Here is an 18936-nt window from a genome sequence, read left to right on the forward strand (position 1 = left end):
GTATTTATTGTGAACTCATTCACAATAAATACAAAAAAAATTATTTTATTATCAAGGTCTGTGTTTTATTTAGTAATGATTGCTGAAATTCATATTTTATTTATCCCATGTTAGCCCAGCTCATTCTGTGACCAACATCACAAATAGTAATATAGTTATTTCTAATTTGTGAACTGGAATTTTACCTTATTTTCACTGTGTTTTTAGGGTTTTTGGCATATAAAAAACCTTCAACCAAAGTTGAAGGCTTTTTAGCTTTATTAAGATGATTGATTTTTTTCTTGGTGAAACTTCGACTTCACCGGTTGTCCACCTGATTTTTCGTAGTTCTTTTTCGATTGCTTAACAAGATCAACATCCTGACCAAGCTCAAGATCTTGATTGTTAACACCATTTCTTGTTTTTTGTTCTGGGTTATTTTGCTTTGAACGTTTTTTCAAGATAGGCTACCTCCCGTATAAGTCTGTCCTTCTAAAATCAATGTATTTTGAAGCTGCTGAATTTGCAGTCTCATACGGTGAAGTTGGTCCCGCTGCTGGGAATTTGCGCTATGGGCCATCTTTGCTATATCTTGATAGGTTTGTTCAAGATCCTGTAAGGCCTTCGTATAGTCATCATTGTTATATTGCTCTTGAAGGCTGCTTTCTTCAAATTGTTCTTTCGCATAGCGAATTGTATCCTCACACTGCTGCATTAATGCGTCCATTGAAGCACGTGTAGCCATTTAAGGACCCCCTTTTTTTTGGTAACACACTTCAACACTTGTTTCGTTCTGCTTTCCTTTTTTGAAGCAAAGTGCTTCATGTCTTATTTTGTGCTCTCTCCTTTTTCCTATTACATCAAACGATTGATAATTACTGGTAAACAATTCAGTTGGATATGCCTTTATTTTCATGTTAAAATTTACTTTATGTTCAAAAATATAAAGGAGGTTTCTGAATTGACTCAGACCAACCCTTTTCCATATGCTACTGACGATAAACGTTATCATACTTGGAATTATCATTTACGCCAGCAATTTGGCCATAAAGTTTTTAAAGTTGCATTAGATGGCGGTTTCGACTGCCCAAACCGTGATGGCACCGTCGCCCACGGTGGATGTACGTTTTGCAGCGCCGCTGGTTCTGGTGATTTTGCCGGTGACCGGACAGACGATTTAGAAACACAATTCCTTGAAATCAAGGAAAAAATGCATACAAAATGGAAAGATGGCAAGTATATGGCATACTTTCAAGCCTATACAAATACCCATGCACCTGTTGGGGTTCTCCGTGAAAAATTTGAGAAGGTTCTCAAACAAGAAGGAGTAGTCGGATTATCGATTGCCACTCGTCCCGATTGTCTGCCTGATGACGTCGTAGAATACTTAGCAGAATTAAATCAAAGGACTTATTTATGGGTCGAGCTCGGCTTACAGACAGTCCATGAACGTACTGCATTATTAATCAATCGTGCACATGATTTTCAATGTTATATCGAAGGTGTAAATAAACTTAGAAAACATGGAATTCGAATTTGCTCCCATATCATTAATGGATTGCCGCTAGAATCCAATGAAATGATGATGGAAACAGCAAGAGAAGTGGCGAAACTTGATGTTCAAGGAATAAAAATTCATTTGCTTCACTTACTAAAAGGAACGCCGATGGTGAAACAATACGAAAAAGGAATGCTCGATTTTCTCTCCCAAGAGGACTATGTAAATTTAGTATGTGATCAATTAGAAATTTTACCGCCGGAAATGATTGTTCACCGCATTACTGGTGATGGTCCAATTGACTTAATGGTTGGACCGATGTGGAGTGTAAATAAGTGGGAAGTACTAAATGCAATAGATGCGGAGTTAAAAAGAAGAGACAGCTATCAAGGTAAATTTTATCAAAAAAGCACAGTGGAGGCTTAGGAATGAAGCTTGATCGAATACTCCCCTTTGCAAAGAAATTACTCCATAACGCAGTTACATCTGGTGAAATAGTTGTTGACGCTACAGTAGGGAATGGTCATGATACACTATTTCTCGCAAATCTTGTTGGTCAAAATGGCAGAGTGTATGGATTTGATGTGCAAGAGGAAGCCATACGTACCAGTAGAGAAAGACTTATCCAACACGGAATCGCAGACCGGGTGACCATCTTTCATGCGGGGCACGAATCGCTAACCAACTTAATTCCTGTTGAACAACACGGAAAAATAAGGGCAGCGATTTTTAACTTAGGTTATTTACCAGGCAGTGATAAATCCATTGTTACAAAACCAGAGACGACCATCTCGGCCATTGAACAATTACTTGAGATTATGACCCCTGAAGGTGTAATCATTCTTGTGATTTACCATGGTCATGATGAGGGAGCGCTCGAACGTGACGCTTTGTTGAGCTACTGTCAGGATATTGATCAACAAAAAGCGCATGTCTTACAATACCGATTTATTAATCAACAAAATAATCCGCCTTTTATTGTTGCAATCGAAAAAAGATAAACCAGGCCGCAGTTATCAAGACCTTAATGAAATAAACACAAAAAAAGGGTGATACATTTTAAAATGTATCACCCTTTTTTTATTTTAGGTTCTGTTATTATTCATTGTTGATTTTCGTGCAGAAAAATTTTTAAGCGGAGAATTTCCGGCTAATGTCGATAGTAGAGGCTTAAGGAGCAGATATAAGCGGAGATATTCCGATTAACTGTTCACAATAAGACAAAAGCCATCGTTTTGGAACGTATAACCGGAAAAACTCCGCTTATTTTAAGGGAAATATGGGAATTTCCCGAAATAAACGGAATTTCTCCGCCTATTTTTCAAATTGAGTGAAATCAACATTTACCTTTAACACAGTCTTATTTTAAAAGATAAAAAATAACCCAAATATTAGAGATTTGTTAAATGAATAATCAGATATAGTTTTAGCAAACTAAAAAGGATTGATAATTTAAGGAGGTTAACAAACATGAAATGGAAAACGCTTATGGTTTCTGCTGCATTATCATCATTGCTACTCACCGCATGTGGAACAACTAAGAATAACGCAAATGAAACTGCAATGAGAAATAAGGATCGTAATAACTATGAAAACGTAAACTACAATCCAAACTACACAAATGGTAACTATAATCGTAACGTTAACTACACAAATCGCGACTATAATCGTACTAACGTAAACAGAAATGTTACCAATGTTAATAACCATAATAATCGGATTGCTGTAGCGGATGAAGTTACAGACAAAATTGTTTCTATGCACGAAGTAGAACATGCAAATGTCCTTGTGACAGATCATAATGCATACGTAGCGGTCAGATTAGCAAATGATACGGGGAATCGGCTTGAAAGAGATGTCGAGAGAAAAATAGCTGATGTCGTGAAGTCAACGGATCGAAGTATTAACAATGTATATGTATCAGTAAATCCTGACTTTTATACCAGAACGACTTCATATGCAAATGATATTCGAAACGGTCATCCAGTTGCGGGATTTTTTGATGAATTTAATACATTAGTAAGACGAACCTTCCCAACTGCACGATAAATAATTTTCAACGAACGACCCACTTAAAAAACGGTCAGCCAGAAAATATTTCTGGCTGACCGTTTTATTTTACGAAAGGTCTAGTGAAAAGAGTGGGAATCCATTTCTGTACGGATCTGTAAGCAATACAGTTGATATAAAAGAAATAGCTGATAATACCACCTGTCTTAATCATTTCTTTTGCTAATTTCCGTATTTTCTTCTGCTTGCGAACCTTCCCGTCAGATAAATAAATTCCTAACAAGCCACGGTTGATTAGCTGATGAAATTTTTTATGTGGCAGGAACTCAGTATGTCGGTCTGCCTCATGGACAAAGTGCTTTAAACGATTAAAAAGAGTTTCTTGATTGTCATAATAAAAGCAGAAATTCAAGTCGCCGCCTTCTAGGTCTTCTTCTTGATCGATAAAATAATCCAACAAAATATGAAGCCCCTGTATGTATGGAAAATATCCTTTCATGATATTGTCTGCATCCTCCGCTTGGAAATCTTCTCTCATCGCATAAGAAACCAGACAGAATATCCCCAATGTGGAACCAGAGCATGCTGAAAACTCATACCATTCCATCGCTGGCAGTTTGTTTTGATGATCTTCAAACCATTTTTCCAGCCGAGGTACTCGATCTTCTTGAACAACATGCTTATGGATTTGCAAACTACAGTAGTATTCGCAAAGCTCCAATAGATAATCTCTTATCAAAGAATAGTGCTTTAGTTCCCGCAATACAGATCTGCATGTTTCAGCTAGATCATTTAGGTAACCGCCATCGTTTTGATCGACTCGAAGGCGGTAATAATTTTTCGGTTCACATTCTAAGGTCAGCGCATCATGCATCGATTCATGCAGGGCAGCAAAATCCATTGGATCCAGCGATGTGCTCCGGTCACAAAGATTATCTAAGTAATCACTAATCGTTTGATAGGCTACAATAAATTTGACTGCCTTTTTATAATCATCCTTAGCGCAAAGGCCTAGAATCCCCCCACCCTCACAATGAAACGTTTTGTGTTCAATACTTGCAAGCGCCTGTGTTCGAAGCTCCTCGTTTGGAATACTTTCTGCACGTTGCCTCCAATAACTCAATTCTTGATGAACAGCTGGAATAATATGACGATATACCTTCGACATGAGTTTAATTGGCATCATGGAGAAATATCAACCCCTTCCTAGAGGATCTTTTCTGATAAGAAAAGATTCTGCAAACTATATTCAAAAGCGCAAATAACTCTTTCCACGTTAAAATCAGCTTTAAGATTTTAACAACAATCTTTGAAAACAGCCCTTTTACACAATATAACCTATTGCTTTTAATTGACTATTGACAAAATCCTTCGCGTACTCAAAAACATCTTCCCGCTCATGTTCATTAAAAATTTCATGATAGAGCTTTGGCCATTCCTTAAATCTCTTTTCTGATAATGGTGCCTGGTTAAACCAATCTTTTACAGGTCGCTTATTTACTATTTTATCATCCCCTGCTTGCATCACCAGCATCGGTACATCCTTTGTGCCCTCAATTGAAAAAAATGCCTGTTTCATGGCTGCTACTAATTCACGGTACCATCGAACCGAGACCTTCGTGATATACAGTGTGTCATTTGCATCTGCTTCAATAACATCCTGGTTGCTAGTCGCCATATCCACTGTTAAACCAGAATTCATTCGTAAAGTTGGAAAAATAACATTTATTCCATGTGATAACAAATCTAATAATTTTGATGGACTATGAACAAGGCCTAAGCAAGGAGAGGTGAGGATCACTCCTGCCAAGTCTAATTGTTCATCCTGCAGCAAACGGATAGAAATTAACCCACCCATACTATGGCCCAATAAAAAAACAGGCAGCTCATAACGATAGGCGGCTTTTATCCATTCCTTTACTTCAATTAGGTACTCTTCAAATGAATCAATATGGCCTCTGCGGGATCTTGTTGTCATACCTTGTCCAGGAAGATCACCCATAATGACATGAAATCCAGAACTACGCCACATTTCGATGAGCCAGCCATAACGCTGGTGATGTTCCATTGCTCCATGGACCATCACGATTACAGCCTTCGCTTCCCCTTCTGCTTCCCACTTCCACATGATTTTTCCCCCTAGAAAATTTTTCTATTTAGTATAATATTAGAATGAATATGTATTTCAGTCAAAAGGGAGCGACTAAAATGATCTATCCATACAAAGATAAACATCCTAAAATTGCAGACACAGCATTTATTGCAGATTTCACTACCATTACAGGTGATGTTGAAATTGGCGAAGAATCAAGCGTTTGGTTTAATTCCGTCATTAGAGGAGATGTAGCGCCAACGATTATCGGAAAAAAGGTTAATATCCAAGACAATTCCGTTCTGCACCAAAGCCCAAATAACCCATTGATTTTGGAGGATGATGTAACGATTGGTCATCAAGTAACTCTCCACAGTTGTATTATTCGTAAAAAAGCCTTAATCGGGATGGGCTCCATTATTCTGGATCAGGCCGAAATCGGCGAAGGTGCTTTTATCGGCGCAGGCAGTCTTGTTCCACAAGGAAAAAAAATTCCTCCTAATACATTAGCATTTGGCAGACCGGCAAAAGTTATTAGGGAATTAAATGAACATGATAAAAAAGAAATGGACAGGATTTATACAGAATATGCAGAGAAAGCCCAGTATTATAAGTCATTACAAAAATAATTAAAGCACCCATATCGTTTATGGGTGCTCCATTTTTAATTTTTCATCGTCAGCAGTTCTTTTTGTCCAGAAAAGGAATATTTCCCCTCTACATAAACCTGGTGCCATACCATAAAAATAAGAACAGTCCAGATTTTACGGCTGTTATCTGCTTTATTTTGGCAGTGTTCTTCAAGGAGTTTTAATACATAAGCTTTATTGATTAAATGATCTGTGCTGCTTTCGCGAATAATCGTTTTTGCCCACTCATTCATCTCATTTTTCAACCAGTGGCGAATTGGTACAGGGAAGCCCAGTTTCTTACGGGTTAGCACATGATCCGGAACGATACCTTCCGCTGCTTTTCGCAAGATATATTTAGTTGTACCATTAGCCGTTTTTAAGCTGGTTGGAATCTTCGACGCTATTTCAAAAACCTCTTTATCCAAAAATGGAACCCGGAGCTCAAGGGAATGAGCCATGGTCACCCGATCTGCTTTCAATAAGATATCCCCACGCATCCATGTGTGAATATCAATGTATTGCATGCGATCAACCGGATCATAACCTTTTGATTCGGTATAGAGTGGTTTCGTGATATCTGTGAAATGTAAGCCTTCATGATAAACGGAAAGCATTTCTCTTTTTTCATCTTCAGTGAACATTTTTGCATTCCCAATATAGCGCTCTTCCATCGGTGTGACACCACGTTCAATAAAGCTTTTGCCCTTCATTCCTTCAGGCATCATGTTTGCAATCCCTTTTAACAATACTTTTCCAACTCTTGGGATTTTATTAAAAACTTCCAAATCCTGTGGCTCGCGATAAATATTATAGCCGCCAAACAATTCATCCGCCCCTTCACCAGAAAGAACGACGGTTACATGCTTCCTTGCTTCACGAGCTACAAAGTAAAGGGGAATGCAAGCAGGGTCTGCAAGCGGGTCATCCATATGCCAGATGATTTTCGGTAGTTCATTCATGTATTCCTGCGGTGTAATCACATAGCTGATGTTTTCTAACCCTAGCTTATCTGCTGTTTCTTTTGCAACATCAATTTCACTGAAACCCTGATGCTCGAATCCAACAGAAAACGTCTTAATACCTGGGTGAAATTGTTTGGCAATCGATGCAATAATTGAAGAGTCAATTCCGCCTGAAAGAAAAGAACCGACTGGAACATCACTTCTCATATGCATTTTCACCGAATCAATTAACACATCCTGTATTTCTTTTATAAAATCTGACTCTGACTTTTGTACAGGGTTAAAATGGGCTTTCCAATACCTTTTAATTTCCATTGGGGAGCCAATTTTCTTTGTAAAATAATGACCAGGCTCTAATTTATAAATGCCCTTAGACATCGTATTTGGCTCTGGAACAAACTGATATGTTAGATAGTACTGAAGCGAATCGTAGTCTAAAACATCATTTTCAAGGGCTAAAAGGATGCTCTTTTTCTCTGAAGCAAAGAATGTTCTCTCACCATCTACAAAATAAAAAAACGGTTTAATCCCGAATGGGTCCCTTGCACCGAAAAGAGTTTGTTCTTGTTTATCCCATATCGTAAAGGCAAACATCCCGCGCAGTTTTTCTACAGCCTTTTCTTTCAAATGGCTGTATAGAGCAAGGATAACTTCAGTATCAGAGTTCGTTGCAAACTGTAAACCAGCTTGAATCAATTCCTCACGAAGTTCTACGTAATTATAAACCTCACCATTAAAAATAATCCAATAACGCTCGTTTTCATACGTTAACGGCTGGTGACCGCTCTCAATATCAATAATACTTAAGCGGCGAAAACCAAATTGAAGATGATCATCATAGTAAAAACCATCGTCATCTGGCCCGCGATGAGTAATTATATCGTTCATGCTTTTAAATTTTTGAATTTGTTCATCACTATAGTTTTGTGTTTTGTCGTGTACACAACCAATAAAACCACACATTATGTACTTCACCTACTCCATTTCAAAAAATCTTAATCAAAAACATACTTTATTATACTACCACTATTTTTTTAAAAATGGCAGTGTGAAAGGTAGGAAAATTCAGGTACTCACCAGTTTTCACTTTATTTCTTTAACTTAAACTTAGACGTTTAAATGCAAAAAGGAGTTACATAATAATGCAACTCCCTTTCTCTTTTAACTATTTGCTTGTTCACGTAATGTGTCAGCTTTATCTGTGCGCTCCCATGGAAGGTCAACATCTGTACGGCCAAAATGGCCATATGCAGCTGTTTGTTGGTATATAGGGCGACGTAAATTTAACATATTAATAATTCCTGCAGGGCGAAGATCAAAGTTTGTGCCTACAAGCTCAACTAACACATCTTCACTAACTTTTCCAGTACCAAAAGTATCAATAGATATTGAAACTGGTTTTGCTACCCCGATTGCATAAGCAAGCTGAACTTCAACCTTATCTGCAAGTCCTGCTGCGACAATATTCTTTGCTACATAACGAGCAGCGTAAGCCGCAGAACGGTCAACCTTTGTTGGATCTTTACCAGAAAATGCGCCACCACCATGTCGAGCATAACCGCCATAGGTATCGACAATAATTTTTCGGCCTGTTAAACCAGCATCTCCTTGGGGACCGCCAATAACGAAACGACCTGTTGGATTAATGAAATACTTTGTATTTTCATCCAATAATTCTTTTGGTACCACTGGATTGATAACATATTCCTTCAGGTTCCGTTGGATTTGCTCTAATGTTACTTCAGGATTATGTTGAGTCGAAATGACAATCGTATCAATACGAATTGGCTTATCATTTTCATCATATTCAACCGTTACTTGCGTTTTACCATCGGGACGAAGGTATTCAAGAACTTTATCTTTACGTACTTCTGCTAATCTGCGCGCAAGCTTGTGTGCGAGTGATATCGGAAGTGGCATAAGCTCCTTTGTTTCATTACAAGCATAACCAAACATTAACCCTTGGTCTCCTGCCCCAATTGCTTCAATTTCTTCATCGGACATAAGGCCTTCACGTGCTTCAAGCGCCTGGTCAACCCCCATGGCAATATCCGGACTCTGTTCACCGATCGAAGTTAACACTGCACAAGTCTCAGAGTCAAAACCATATTTTGCACGATTGTAGCCAATCCCCTTAATGGTTTCACGAACGATTTTTGGAATATCAACGTATGTAGATGTAGTAATTTCGCCTGCAACTAGGACTAACCCTGTGGTAACGGATGTTTCAGCTGCAACCCGGGCATTTGCATCCTTTGCTAAAATTGCATCTAAAATCGAATCAGAAATTTGATCACAGATTTTATCTGGATGACCTTCGGTTACTGATTCAGAAGTGAACAAACGACGTTTTGCTGACATCTGATTTCCTCCTTTATTATGAGATAAATCAAGGTTCATATGAAGGTGACAGGAATACTTCTTGAACCACTGACATTGACACGGTACTCATTCCCTTAGTATGAAATAAACAAAGGATTTTTATTAGCAACTCTGTAAATATAAGGCTTTTGCATAAAAAAAGGCTTTTTTAGTAACGATTGTTGTTAAAATCTTAAAGCCGATTTTAACGAGGCAATAGTTATTTTTGGGCCTTTGAATTTAGTTTTCAAGCTCTTTTCTTATTATATTTATGCTGTTTTCTGCGAAGAATTAGCTAAATTTTAATTTTTATTCCTAAAAGCAACAAAGTTTAAGAAAAGAGCCTAAAAAAACCTTACCCACGGAGGAAAGGTGATTCTCGGGCCTTTCACTCTTATCGTTCAAGGCGGGGCCTTGCGTCAGATTAGCACCTTTGCAATCGAGAATAGAATTGATGATACGGGTTTCTGTTCTCATGAAGCAGGTTGCTGGGTTTCATAGGGCCTGTCCCTCCACCAGCTCAGGATAAGAGAGTATCCATTCAAATTAACATCTTACTTGAATTTGTCGAACATTGTCAATGACATTTTTAGCAAAATTAGGCTAAACCTACGATCTTTTTCCATTTTTAAATTCCAGTTAATAATAGAACACATTTTTTCTAATTAGTATGGATTATTAAACCGAATGTGTTATACTATTTTCAAATATATTGAATATTAAAAATCCTAAAAGGAAGGGTTCCTATTGATGAATTCTGTTCATATTCCAAATGAGTTAAGCACATTGTTGGACGAAAGTAATGTCCACATCCAATTATCAGTTCCACAATTAGTTGAAAAAATCTTATCCAGAAATGAAGGTAAATTAACCTCCACTGGTGCCGTAAGTGTAACAACAGGTAAATATACTGGCCGCTCTCCACAAGATAAATTTATCGTCATCGAGGAATCAATCAAGGATAAAATTGATTGGGGTTCTTTAAATCAGTCAATTTCAGAGGAGGTTTTTAAAAACCTCTATCAAAAAGTATTAGATTACTTAAAACAAAAGGATGAAATCTTTGTTTTTAAAGGATTTGCGGGAGCAGATAAAAAGACACAATTGCCGATACAGATTGTAAATGAATATGCATGGCATAATTTATTTGCTCATCAATTGTTTATTCGTCCTAGTGACGAAGAACTACTGACACACGCACCAGGCTTCACGGTCATTTCCGCTCCAAATTTCAAAGCAGATCCTGTTGTCGACGGGACAAAGTCTGAAACCTTTATTATCATTTCCTTTGAACAACGGACAATTTTAATTGGCGGGACAGAATACGCTGGTGAAATGAAAAAATCTATCTTTTCAATCATGAACTACCTATTGCCCGAAAACAACATATTCTCGATGCATTGTTCTGCTAATGTTGGTGTTGAAGGGGATGTCGCGCTTTTCTTTGGTCTTTCTGGAACAGGTAAAACAACTTTATCTGCAGACCCAAAGCGTCGCTTAATTGGTGATGATGAACACGGTTGGTCTTCAAATGGAGTTTTTAATATTGAAGGTGGCTGTTATGCAAAAACCATAAATCTATCTAGTGAAAAAGAACCACAGATTTTCGATGCGATTCGGTTTGGTTCTGTTCTTGAAAACGTAATACTGAATCCTGAAACAAGAATACCTGATTATGAGGATTCTTCTCTAACTGAAAATACAAGGGCTGCCTACCCGATTCAAGCAATTGACAATATCATTCAGCCAAGCATTGCCGGTCATCCGAATACCATCGTCTTTTTAACGGCAGATGCTTTTGGTGTACTGCCTCCCATCTCTAAATTAACAAGAGAGCAAGCGATGTATCACTTCCTAAGCGGTTATACATCAAAGCTTGCGGGAACAGAGCGTGGTGTAACGTCACCAGAGGCAACATTCTCGACCTGCTTTGGTGCACCATTCCTTCCTTTACCAGCAACACGTTATGCCGAGATGCTTGGAGAAAAAATTCTTGAACACGATGTAAACGTCTTTCTTGTGAATACCGGCTGGACTGGCGGAGAATACGGGGTAGGAAACCGGATGAAGCTTTCCTATACAAGAGCCATGATACAGGCAGCACTAGAAGGCGAACTAAACCATGTGGAAACCATTAAGGACAATATTTTCGGCCTTAATATTCCGCTTCACATTGCAGGTGTTCCTGATGAGGTTCTACAGCCGAACAAAACATGGGAGGACCCACAAGCCTATGAAAGCAAAGCGAAAGAATTAGCTAAAAAATTCCGAGAAAATTTTAAAAAATTCACTACAATCTCCGCCGAAATCGAAGAAAAAGGCGGACCAGAATAGAAAAGCGGAAGCGCCTTGCACAGGGGCGACAGGCATAAGACGAGCCGGCTGAAAGGTTGTTCTTTAACCTTTCGGACGGATTGGCTTATGACCCCGAGCCCCTAGGCGCTGTAGCTAGACAGTCAACTAATTTAACTGCTAGACTAAGTTAAGGATGTTGATATTAGGTTGAGGTGGCAGGTTAAGCAACCGAACTAAGAAATAGACGGAAGAATTCCGCTTAATGAGTAATTATTATTTAAAAAGGTCTTAATAGACGGAGAGATTCCGCCTATTGCCTCGAAAAATGCCTAAATGGGAGATTTTGCTTTGCATAAGCGGAAAACCTCCGCTTATTTACTTTTGCTGGTTACTTGATTAAGAGCCGTGAGTTTTACTTTTTTATAAACCGATAACGGTGCCACCAATACGACTGTCATTTCGGCATGTCTTTTAAGAAAGGCACCCTCAAAAGGAAAGCCCTTATCGAACTAAACCGATAAGGGCTTTTACATTTAATTTGTTGAGTTTAATGAAATTAATTGATACGTTAACCAAGTGCTGTTATTTTGCCATTCAACTTTTTTTATAACACCTGTCCCACTCGTATCACTATCAATTGTTTTTCTTACATCAATGGGGATATCAATTGGATAAAGTCGATAGCCTTCTTTTTCTAATAGGAAAAGATTTTCTGCTACTCTTTTTTCTCTGCCTTTTGTGACAATCATCGTATTTAACTCAAAGGGCATTCCCATAGAACCCGCTCCTTGCATATTGTACTTGGACTTACTCCTATTTTATCATCTTTTGATTTGAAATTTCATCCACTTCGATAAATCCTTTACGATTTTTCTGTTTACCACCGGAGGAAAGTAATGAGTAAAATCAGTAAAATACCAACATTCCACTGGCTTATTCAACATTTTAAGTCTTTCTTCAAGCCTGTAGGCATGCTCTACAGATACATTGTCGTCAATTACACCATGAATGATAAGGACAGGAATTGTAAGCTTTTCCAGCCCATTAAGAGGGGTTCGTTCTTCATATCTTTCTGGATATTTTGCTGGCGTACCGCCAATCACTCTTTTCAACATCTTCCGTAAGTCGTTTCTTTCTTCGTACGTTAAAAACATGTCCGATACACCACCCCATGTGACAATCGAAGCAGCTTCAGGATACTTAAGACCCGTTAACAATGCCATTACCCCACCTCGGGAAAAACCAAATATATGGACTTTCTCTATCCCAGGGTATGATTTTAAAAGCAGAAAGGCACTAAAGGCATCCTCCCTATCTTCTCCAGCAAAGTCCTCATTCCCCTCCCCACCTTGATTCCCACGATAGTAGGGTGCAAATACAATAAATCCTTCAGAAGCGAACTGTGCGATTCTGGCCGGTCTGACCATCCCCACATTCTTAATTCCGCCTCGTAAATATAAAAAACCATCATAGTTCCCTTTTATTTTCGGCTCTGCAAGCATTCCCTTTACTCTTAACCCATTAGAAAGATAAGTAATCTCTCTTAATTCTACATGTGGATTCGGTGAAGGGAAACGATGAACCTCGATGATCTTTCCGTTTAGTTCGTTCACCATACATTCACCTTTCGATTTTAAAATTATGTAACTAGGCATTCACACATTTGTTTCTCGTTCATACGATATGTTAAGCCAAAAGCCCAGATTTTTTTACGTATTAAAGGAGGATTTGCTGTGAAAAAGTGGTTAAAATTTAGTTTTTCCTCGCTTCTTATCGTGATTCTTATGTTTTCAATAGCGGCTTGTAGTAATACTGACCAGACCGAAAAACTAGAAAAGGTTCGATTAGTAGAAGTAACCCGATCTATTTTCTATGCACCTGAATATGTCGCAATTGCCAAAGGCTTTTTTGAAAAAGAAGGATTAGAAATCGAACTGTCGACAGCCTTTGGGGGCGATAAAACAATGACTGCCCTCCTGTCAGGTGGCGCTGACGTTGCCCTGGTCGGCTCTGAGACATCTATTTATGTTTATGCTCAAGGATCAAATGATCCCGTCATTAACTTTGCGCAGCTTACACAAACGGACGGCACCTTCCTTGTTTCAAGAGATAAAATTGAAAATTTCTCATGGGACCTTTTAAAAGGCTCCACATTTTTAGGGCAGCGTACTGGCGGAATGCCGCAGATGGTTGGTGAATTCGTTCTTAAAAAACATGGAATTGACCCACACCAAGATTTAACTCTAATTCAGAATATTGATTTTGCAAACATTCCTAGTGCTTTTGCATCAGGTACAGGAAATTTCGTTCAGTTGTTTGAACCACAAGCAAGTATTTTTGAAAAAGAAGGAAAAGGGCATATTATTGCTTCCTTTGGAACAGAATCAGGTCATGTTCCCTATACGACCTTTATGGCAAAGGATAGCTACATGAAAGAAAACAAGGTCATGGTTGAAAAATTTACAAGGGCCATTTATAAGGCACAGCAATGGGTTAATACACATAGTTCTGAAGAAGTAGCAGAAGCAATTAAATCCTATTTCCCTGATACTGACATCAAGTTAATCAGTACCGTTGTTGATCGATACAAAGAGCAAGGCTCGTTTGCAACTGACCCAATCCTGGATAAGGAAGAATGGAACAATCTTCAGAATATCATGGATGAGGCTGGTGAACTTCCACAAGTGGTCGATCACAAGACCCTTGTCAATACACAAATTGCTGAAAAAGTTAAAGGTGAATAATTAAATTGGGAGGCCGTCCAAATGAGTTTCTTAATGGTTAACGATGTTCATCACACTTATTTCACCAAATCCTCTGTGACCACGGCCCTCTCTGATATTTCTTTGCAAGTTGAGGAAGGAGAATTTGTCTCTTTCCTCGGCCCTAGCGGCTGTGGCAAAACAACTTTGCTTTCCATTATTGCTGGTCTTTTTAAGCCTACCCAAGGAAGGATTTTACTGGAAAACAAACCCCTTTCGGGAGTAAAAAATCAAATCGGTTATATGCTTCAGCAGGATTATTTGTTCCCATGGAAAACGATTGAAGAAAATATTCTTATTGGCTTAAAATTATCGAAACAATTGAATGATAAAACCAAATTAGCGGCTTTAAACCTTTTAAAACAAATGGGTTTAAGCGGCATTGAGAAACAGCTGCCAAAACAGCTATCTGGCGGTATGAGACAGCGTGCTGCTTTGGTTCGAACGCTGGCAACAGAACCGAAGCTTCTAATGCTCGATGAACCGTTTTCTGCCTTAGACTATCAAACCAAGTTAAAGCTAGAAGATTTAGTATCAAATACACTAAATACATTCGGAAAAACAGCCATCCTTGTGACACATGATATCGGCGAAGCCATTGCCATGAGTGATCGGGTTGTGCTCTTTTCACCAAGTCCTGGAAGAATTCATAAGGTAGTTGACATGCCAGCTGAGTTAAAGCAATTGTCACCTTTTAATGCAAGAAATCATGAGGCGTTTTCAAATATCTTTCAGTCAATATGGAAGGAGCTGGATTCACTTGAACCAAGAGAAAAATAACGTGAACCTTCTCCATAAAAATTATTTACATTCTTTAATAATTGAGAAAAGATGGGTCCGTTTTTTCCAATTGCTTATTTTTTTACTCTTTTTTTCTAGCTGGGAATTTTCAAGTCAACACCGATGGATAGACCCGCTTCTGTTTAGTTCCCCTACAAAGATTGGGTCTCTATTTCTAGAAAAACTCCAAGATGGGAGCCTTTTATCCAACCTTGGTGTAACATTAACGGAAACTATTTTTGGTTTCATCCTCGGAACATTACTTGGAACCATATTAGCAGCATTACTCTGGTGGTCACCGATGTTCTCAAAAATTATTGACCCCTATCTTGTCATCTTAAACGCCATGCCGAAGGTGGCGTTAGGACCCATCTTGATCGTTGCCCTTGGACCTGGTTATCCATCGATTATTGCAATGGGAGCAATCATTTCGATCATTATTACCACCATTGTCGTTTATACCTCGTTTAAAGAAGTGGACCCTAACTATATAAAAGTACTACAAACATTTGGTGCAACACGCTTTCAATGTTTTAAGGAAGCCATCTTGCCCGCCAGTTTTCCAACCATTATTTCCACACTGAAGGTGAATGTTGGATTATCGTGGGTTGGTGTCATTGTTGGTGAGTTTTTAGTTTCCTCAAAGGGACTTGGTTACTTCATTATTTACGGTTTCCAAGTATTTAATTTTACCCTAGTCTTTTTATCATTAATGGTCATTGCTGTTGTTGCCACGATTATGTATCAGCTAGTGGACCTATTAGAGAAAAAACTTATTAAGGAATAGCGGCTTACTTGAATTTGTCGCTATTCTTTTCATTTTGGAGTTTATAAATATAATTAATACACTCCTGAATCACTTCATCCTTCATAATAAAGCTATATTCCTGCCCAAAGCGCAGCTGTAATAAATCTCCTTTTACTTCAACTGGTCCGTTGGTCTCATAATAGTTATTCGTTTTATCAACAGCTTTTATTTTTCCCCAAAAAACTGCCTTCACAAATGAACCCTTTTTGTCTGTTACTCGATATTCCCCTAGTTGCAACAGTTCATCGATGAGTGCACCTGTCTCCTCATATACTTCACGGTGAGCCGCATCAATTAGGGATTCTCCTGCCTCTACTTTCCCCCCTGGAAATTCTAGCCCGCGAATTTTATGATTGGTTAAATACCAAACATCCAAATAATGAAGAATGACAAGCACATGGTTTGCTTCCTGATAGAATGCATTTTTCTTGAATGATAACTCCACTTTGTTCCCATATGCATCTAAAAATTCTTTCACCTTGCTCTCCCCTTGGTAACCCTTATTGCATTCATTATAATCGAAAATAACGGAAAATCCCTCAAAAAGGATTTTCCGCTATTTTAGATTTCTTTAGGTAAAATCTCCATCGATTCAATATGCCTTTTTGCTTCATCATCACCTAGTGTGTAGATCATGCCATACACCTGTTCTATCGTATTATCATAGGCATCGTTTTCACGATCATAATGATATTGTACATATGGAACGTGGGCCCTAAAAAAATTTTTCCATTCGATTGTGTAATTTTGATCAAATAGCTCACGTAGCTGAGTAATTTCCACATCGTTCGCTTGAATTTTAAAGTTCCATGTTGAAGCTGTTGAACTTTGAGAAATTTGTCCATGCCCAACGTCAATATAATAAGTCTTTTTTTGATCATCCATTATGTCATCCCCTTTTACTATTATTTAAAATTTGCCACAAACAAATAAAATTTATTCTTATTCAAATTTCGACTCATTTTTTAGAAATGATTAAGGTATAATTGTCATAATATTAAGAAAATATGTTTTTTTCTTTTTATTAATTTTTTGCTTCGTCTATAGAGGATATTTTTCATCATTAAGGGAATTGAATAAGTAAGGAAAATGATTTATAAATACTATGGAGGTGAACGAAATTGAAATTAGTGGATGAATTATTTCAGATGTATCGTGACAAGCTTACAGGTGATGAAGAGGATATTGATATGTTAGCATTTGCCTTCTTAGAGGAAATGTCACATGAAGATCTATTACATTTAATAAAAGAGATGGATAAACAGGAATTATACGATTTAATGGGGCTTTACTTAATTGAGAACTTAAAAGGAAAATTTGCGCAAGAAGAGTACGGACAACAACGCGCCCATACTTACTATCCAAGGAATATACACTAACTTACATACTCAGAACATAGGAACTGCTGATGTGCAGTTCTTTTTTTGTTTAAAAAACAAAATGGCATGCTAAAATATAGGGTGTAAGGGGAGGAGAAAAAATGTATACGATATTCGTGGTAAGCATCATTATTATTATCGTTGTTCTTTTGCTTGCGGTTATTACTACTTCAAAGGCTTATTCCTATAAACATACAGTAGATCCGATTGAGGATAATCCTTATAGACAAGATGAAGAAGAAGATCAAAAAAAATAAAAGAATTCCTATTCACTTCGAATAGGGATTCTTTTATCATTCTCCGACAGAAGATTCCTACCTCAAGGAATGTGAAGGGCGAAGCCCAATAAGTATGTGAGAGATGAAAGTAGGTTGGCGTTAGCCAAAACAATCCTCACTATGGTATAATAGGAACAAACGTTTCTATTCGGTGAGGTGAGATTCATGCTAATCAATAAAGCATATAAATTTCGTATCTATCCAAATAATAAACAGATTGAATTAATAAATAAAACCATAGGATGTTCAAGATTTGTATTCAATTTTTTTCTAGGTAAACAACAAGAAAAAGATGCTTATTGGTATATTGTTGAAGAACTGGTTCAAAACGGTCAACTTCCGATAAATAACTGGAGGGGCCAATTCCTAAATAAATTCGAAACAGTAAAATCATTACCTGAACTTAAGAAGCATTATTCTTTCCTAAAGGAAGTTGACAGCATCGCTTTACAAAAATCGGTTGAGAACTTAGCGGATTCCTATGCTCGCTATTATAAAAAGCAGAATAAAAAACCACGTTTTAAATCAAAAAAGAACCGAGTCCAATCTTACACCACGAACAGACAAATGGGAATATAACGGTCATGAATAGCCATATAAAATTACCAAAGCTAGGACTTGTCCGTTTTGCGAAAAGTCGTGAAATAGAAGGAAGGATTCTGAATGCCACTATTAGGCGCAATCCTTCTGGTAAATACTTTGTTTCTCTTGGAACAGAAATAGATGTAGCAGAATTACCTAAAACCAACGCTGTTGTTGGAATAGATGTCGGCATTAAGGACCTTGCCATTCTATCAGATGGAACGATCTATTCCAATCCAAAGTTTTTCCGTACTTTAGAAGAAAAATTAGTCAAAGCACAACAAGTGATGAGCAGAAGAACAATAGGCGGTGCGAACTGGTACAAAGCCAAAAGAAAAGTTGCTGGTATCCATGAAAGAATAACGAATGCAAGAAAAGACTATTTAGACAAAATTTCCACCCATATCGTCAAAAACCACGACATAATTGGGATGGAAGATTTGTCCGTATCAAACATGTTGAAAAATCATCATCTTGCCAAAGCGATCAGTGACGTATCTTGGTCACAATTTAAAAGC

At 37.8% G+C, this 18936-nt stretch carries 20 protein-coding genes, 1 pseudogene and 1 riboswitch; of the genes and pseudogenes, 11 read left to right on the forward strand and 10 right to left on the reverse strand.

What is annotated here, in order from left to right; all coding sequences use genetic code 11:
* Nucleotides 1-260 precede the first annotated feature (260 nt).
* Nucleotides 261-440, reverse strand: coding sequence for a glycogen biosynthesis protein GlgD (locus BLR86_RS06200; RefSeq protein ID WP_090759362.1), 180 nt, complete (start codon nt 438-440; stop codon nt 261-263).
* Nucleotides 437-724, reverse strand: coding sequence for a YtzC family protein (locus BLR86_RS06205; RefSeq protein WP_090759364.1), 288 nt, complete (start codon nt 722-724; stop codon nt 437-439). The genes BLR86_RS06200 and BLR86_RS06205 overlap by 4 nt, the downstream gene beginning before the upstream one ends.
* Nucleotides 725-940: 216 nt before the next feature.
* Between BLR86_RS06205 and BLR86_RS06210 the strand changes: the two genes are divergently transcribed.
* The 3 genes from BLR86_RS06210 (at nt 941) to BLR86_RS06220 (ending at nt 3526) form a co-directional block, all read left to right on the forward strand.
* Nucleotides 941-1903: a tRNA modification radical SAM protein MnmL/YtqA gene (locus BLR86_RS06210; RefSeq protein ID WP_090759366.1), complete on the forward strand. Its 963-nt coding sequence runs from the start codon at nt 941-943 to the stop codon at nt 1901-1903.
* Between the two features lie 2 nt (nt 1904-1905).
* On the forward strand, nt 1906-2478 hold the full coding sequence (locus BLR86_RS06215; RefSeq protein WP_090759368.1) for a tRNA 5-(aminomethyl)-2-thiouridylate-methyltransferase MnmM: 573 nt from the start codon (nt 1906-1908) through the stop codon (nt 2476-2478).
* A 469-nt stretch (nt 2479-2947) separates the two neighbouring features.
* Nucleotides 2948-3526, forward strand: coding sequence for a YhcN/YlaJ family sporulation lipoprotein (locus tag BLR86_RS06220; protein ID WP_090759369.1), 579 nt, complete (start codon nt 2948-2950; stop codon nt 3524-3526).
* A gap of 64 nt (nt 3527-3590) precedes the next feature.
* On the opposite strand, the gene BLR86_RS06225 is transcribed toward BLR86_RS06220, so the two are convergent.
* On the reverse strand, nt 3591-4673 hold the full coding sequence (locus tag BLR86_RS06225; protein ID WP_090759371.1) for a tetraprenyl-beta-curcumene synthase family protein: 1083 nt from the start codon (nt 4671-4673) through the stop codon (nt 3591-3593).
* Between the two features lie 138 nt (nt 4674-4811).
* Complete coding sequence (locus BLR86_RS06230; protein WP_090759373.1) at nt 4812-5615, reverse strand: alpha/beta hydrolase; 804 nt, start codon at nt 5613-5615, stop codon at nt 4812-4814.
* An 80-nt stretch (nt 5616-5695) separates the two neighbouring features.
* Here BLR86_RS06230 and BLR86_RS06235 point away from each other — a divergent pair, with 80 nt between their 5' ends.
* On the forward strand, nt 5696-6208 hold the full coding sequence (locus BLR86_RS06235; protein WP_090759375.1) for a gamma carbonic anhydrase: 513 nt from the start codon (nt 5696-5698) through the stop codon (nt 6206-6208).
* 35 nt (nt 6209-6243) lie between these two features.
* Here the strand turns inward: BLR86_RS06235 and asnB are convergent, their stop codons facing one another.
* Nucleotides 6244-8136 carry an asparagine synthase (glutamine-hydrolyzing) gene (asnB, locus tag BLR86_RS06240; RefSeq protein WP_090759377.1) on the reverse strand — a complete coding sequence of 631 codons (1893 nt, stop codon included), beginning with the start codon at nt 8134-8136 and terminating at the stop codon, nt 6244-6246.
* Nucleotides 8137-8334: 198 nt separating this feature from the next.
* Entirely contained in the window at nt 8335-9534 is a 1200-nt protein-coding gene (gene metK, locus BLR86_RS06245) for a methionine adenosyltransferase (protein WP_090759379.1), read from the reverse strand.
* 391 nt (nt 9535-9925) lie between these two features.
* Nucleotides 9926-10066, reverse strand: a riboswitch (SAM riboswitch).
* Nucleotides 10067-10284: 218 nt separating this feature from the next.
* On the opposite strand from metK, the gene pckA reads away from it, so the two are divergent.
* Nucleotides 10285-11868, forward strand: coding sequence for a phosphoenolpyruvate carboxykinase (ATP) (gene pckA, locus BLR86_RS06250; protein WP_090759383.1), 1584 nt, complete (start codon nt 10285-10287; stop codon nt 11866-11868).
* A gap of 494 nt (nt 11869-12362) precedes the next feature.
* On the opposite strand, the gene BLR86_RS06255 is transcribed toward pckA, so the two are convergent.
* Both BLR86_RS06255 and BLR86_RS06260 read right to left on the reverse strand, forming a co-directional pair.
* On the reverse strand, nt 12363-12605 hold the full coding sequence (locus BLR86_RS06255) for a DUF2584 domain-containing protein (protein ID WP_090759385.1): 243 nt from the start codon (nt 12603-12605) through the stop codon (nt 12363-12365).
* A gap of 45 nt (nt 12606-12650) precedes the next feature.
* The gene (locus BLR86_RS06260) at nt 12651-13445 is read right to left on the reverse strand and encodes an alpha/beta hydrolase family protein (RefSeq protein WP_254782239.1); all 795 of its coding nucleotides are present in this window, start codon (nt 13443-13445) and stop codon (nt 12651-12653) included.
* Between the two features lie 117 nt (nt 13446-13562).
* Here BLR86_RS06260 and BLR86_RS06265 point away from each other — a divergent pair, with 117 nt between their 5' ends.
* Genes BLR86_RS06265 through BLR86_RS06275 form a run of 3 tightly spaced genes read left to right on the forward strand, consistent with a single transcriptional unit; the run spans nt 13563 to nt 16158 of the window.
* On the forward strand, nt 13563-14573 hold the full coding sequence (locus tag BLR86_RS06265) for an ABC transporter substrate-binding protein (RefSeq protein ID WP_090759389.1): 1011 nt from the start codon (nt 13563-13565) through the stop codon (nt 14571-14573).
* A 21-nt stretch (nt 14574-14594) separates the two neighbouring features.
* Entirely contained in the window at nt 14595-15371 is a 777-nt protein-coding gene (locus tag BLR86_RS06270) for an ABC transporter ATP-binding protein (RefSeq protein WP_090759391.1), read from the forward strand.
* The gene (locus BLR86_RS06275) at nt 15352-16158 is read left to right on the forward strand and encodes an ABC transporter permease (protein WP_175492794.1); all 807 of its coding nucleotides are present in this window, start codon (nt 15352-15354) and stop codon (nt 16156-16158) included. Before BLR86_RS06270 ends, BLR86_RS06275 begins: the two co-directional genes overlap by 20 nt.
* A gap of 4 nt (nt 16159-16162) precedes the next feature.
* Here the strand turns inward: BLR86_RS06275 and ytkD are convergent, their stop codons facing one another.
* Nucleotides 16163-16657 carry an RNA deprotection pyrophosphohydrolase gene (gene ytkD / locus BLR86_RS06280; RefSeq protein ID WP_090759395.1) on the reverse strand — a complete coding sequence of 165 codons (495 nt, stop codon included), beginning with the start codon at nt 16655-16657 and terminating at the stop codon, nt 16163-16165.
* 83 nt (nt 16658-16740) lie between these two features.
* The gene (locus BLR86_RS06285) at nt 16741-17064 is read right to left on the reverse strand and encodes a hydrolase (protein ID WP_090759397.1); all 324 of its coding nucleotides are present in this window, start codon (nt 17062-17064) and stop codon (nt 16741-16743) included.
* A gap of 236 nt (nt 17065-17300) precedes the next feature.
* Here BLR86_RS06285 and BLR86_RS06290 point away from each other — a divergent pair, with 236 nt between their 5' ends.
* The 3 genes and pseudogenes from BLR86_RS06290 to BLR86_RS26590 form a co-directional block, all read left to right on the forward strand.
* Nucleotides 17301-17558, forward strand: a complete 258-nt coding sequence (locus BLR86_RS06290) for a DUF6154 family protein (protein ID WP_090759399.1) — start codon at nt 17301-17303, stop codon at nt 17556-17558.
* A gap of 101 nt (nt 17559-17659) precedes the next feature.
* Entirely contained in the window at nt 17660-17815 is a 156-nt protein-coding gene (ytzI, locus tag BLR86_RS06295) for a YtzI protein (protein WP_090759401.1), read from the forward strand.
* Between the two features lie 186 nt (nt 17816-18001).
* Nucleotides 18002-18936 (forward strand): annotated as a pseudogene (locus BLR86_RS26590) (RNA-guided endonuclease TnpB family protein); the annotation flags it as partial.

The sequence above is a fragment of the Bacillus sp. OK048 genome, from assembly GCF_900103525.1.
Lineage (GTDB): Bacteria > Bacillota > Bacilli > Bacillales > Cytobacillaceae > Neobacillus.

What these genes read in the sequence shown, in the direction of transcription:
- BLR86_RS06205 (WP_090759364.1), bottom strand. Translation starts at nt 724, where the DNA reads ATGGCTACACGTGCTTCAATGGACGCATTAATGCAGCAGTGTGAGGAT.
- BLR86_RS06215 (WP_090759368.1), top strand. Translation starts at nt 1,906, where the DNA reads ATGAAGCTTGATCGAATACTCCCCTTTGCAAAGAAATTACTCCATAAC.
- BLR86_RS06220 (WP_090759369.1), top strand. Translation starts at nt 2,948, where the DNA reads ATGAAATGGAAAACGCTTATGGTTTCTGCTGCATTATCATCATTGCTA.
- BLR86_RS06225 (WP_090759371.1), bottom strand. Translation starts at nt 4,673, where the DNA reads ATGATGCCAATTAAACTCATGTCGAAGGTATATCGTCATATTATTCCA.
- BLR86_RS06230 (WP_090759373.1), bottom strand. Translation starts at nt 5,615, where the DNA reads ATGTGGAAGTGGGAAGCAGAAGGGGAAGCGAAGGCTGTAATCGTGATG.
- BLR86_RS06235 (WP_090759375.1), top strand. Translation starts at nt 5,696, where the DNA reads ATGATCTATCCATACAAAGATAAACATCCTAAAATTGCAGACACAGCA.
- asnB (WP_090759377.1), bottom strand. Translation starts at nt 8,136, where the DNA reads ATGTGTGGTTTTATTGGTTGTGTACACGACAAAACACAAAACTATAGT.
- metK (WP_090759379.1), bottom strand. Translation starts at nt 9,534, where the DNA reads ATGTCAGCAAAACGTCGTTTGTTCACTTCTGAATCAGTAACCGAAGGT.
- pckA (WP_090759383.1), top strand. Translation starts at nt 10,285, where the DNA reads ATGAATTCTGTTCATATTCCAAATGAGTTAAGCACATTGTTGGACGAA.
- BLR86_RS06255 (WP_090759385.1), bottom strand. Translation starts at nt 12,605, where the DNA reads ATGGGAATGCCCTTTGAGTTAAATACGATGATTGTCACAAAAGGCAGA.
- BLR86_RS06260 (WP_254782239.1), bottom strand. Translation starts at nt 13,445, where the DNA reads ATGGTGAACGAACTAAACGGAAAGATCATCGAGGTTCATCGTTTCCCT.
- BLR86_RS06270 (WP_090759391.1), top strand. Translation starts at nt 14,595, where the DNA reads ATGAGTTTCTTAATGGTTAACGATGTTCATCACACTTATTTCACCAAA.
- BLR86_RS06285 (WP_090759397.1), bottom strand. Translation starts at nt 17,064, where the DNA reads ATGGATGATCAAAAAAAGACTTATTATATTGACGTTGGGCATGGACAA.
- ytzI (WP_090759401.1), top strand. Translation starts at nt 17,660, where the DNA reads ATGTATACGATATTCGTGGTAAGCATCATTATTATTATCGTTGTTCTT.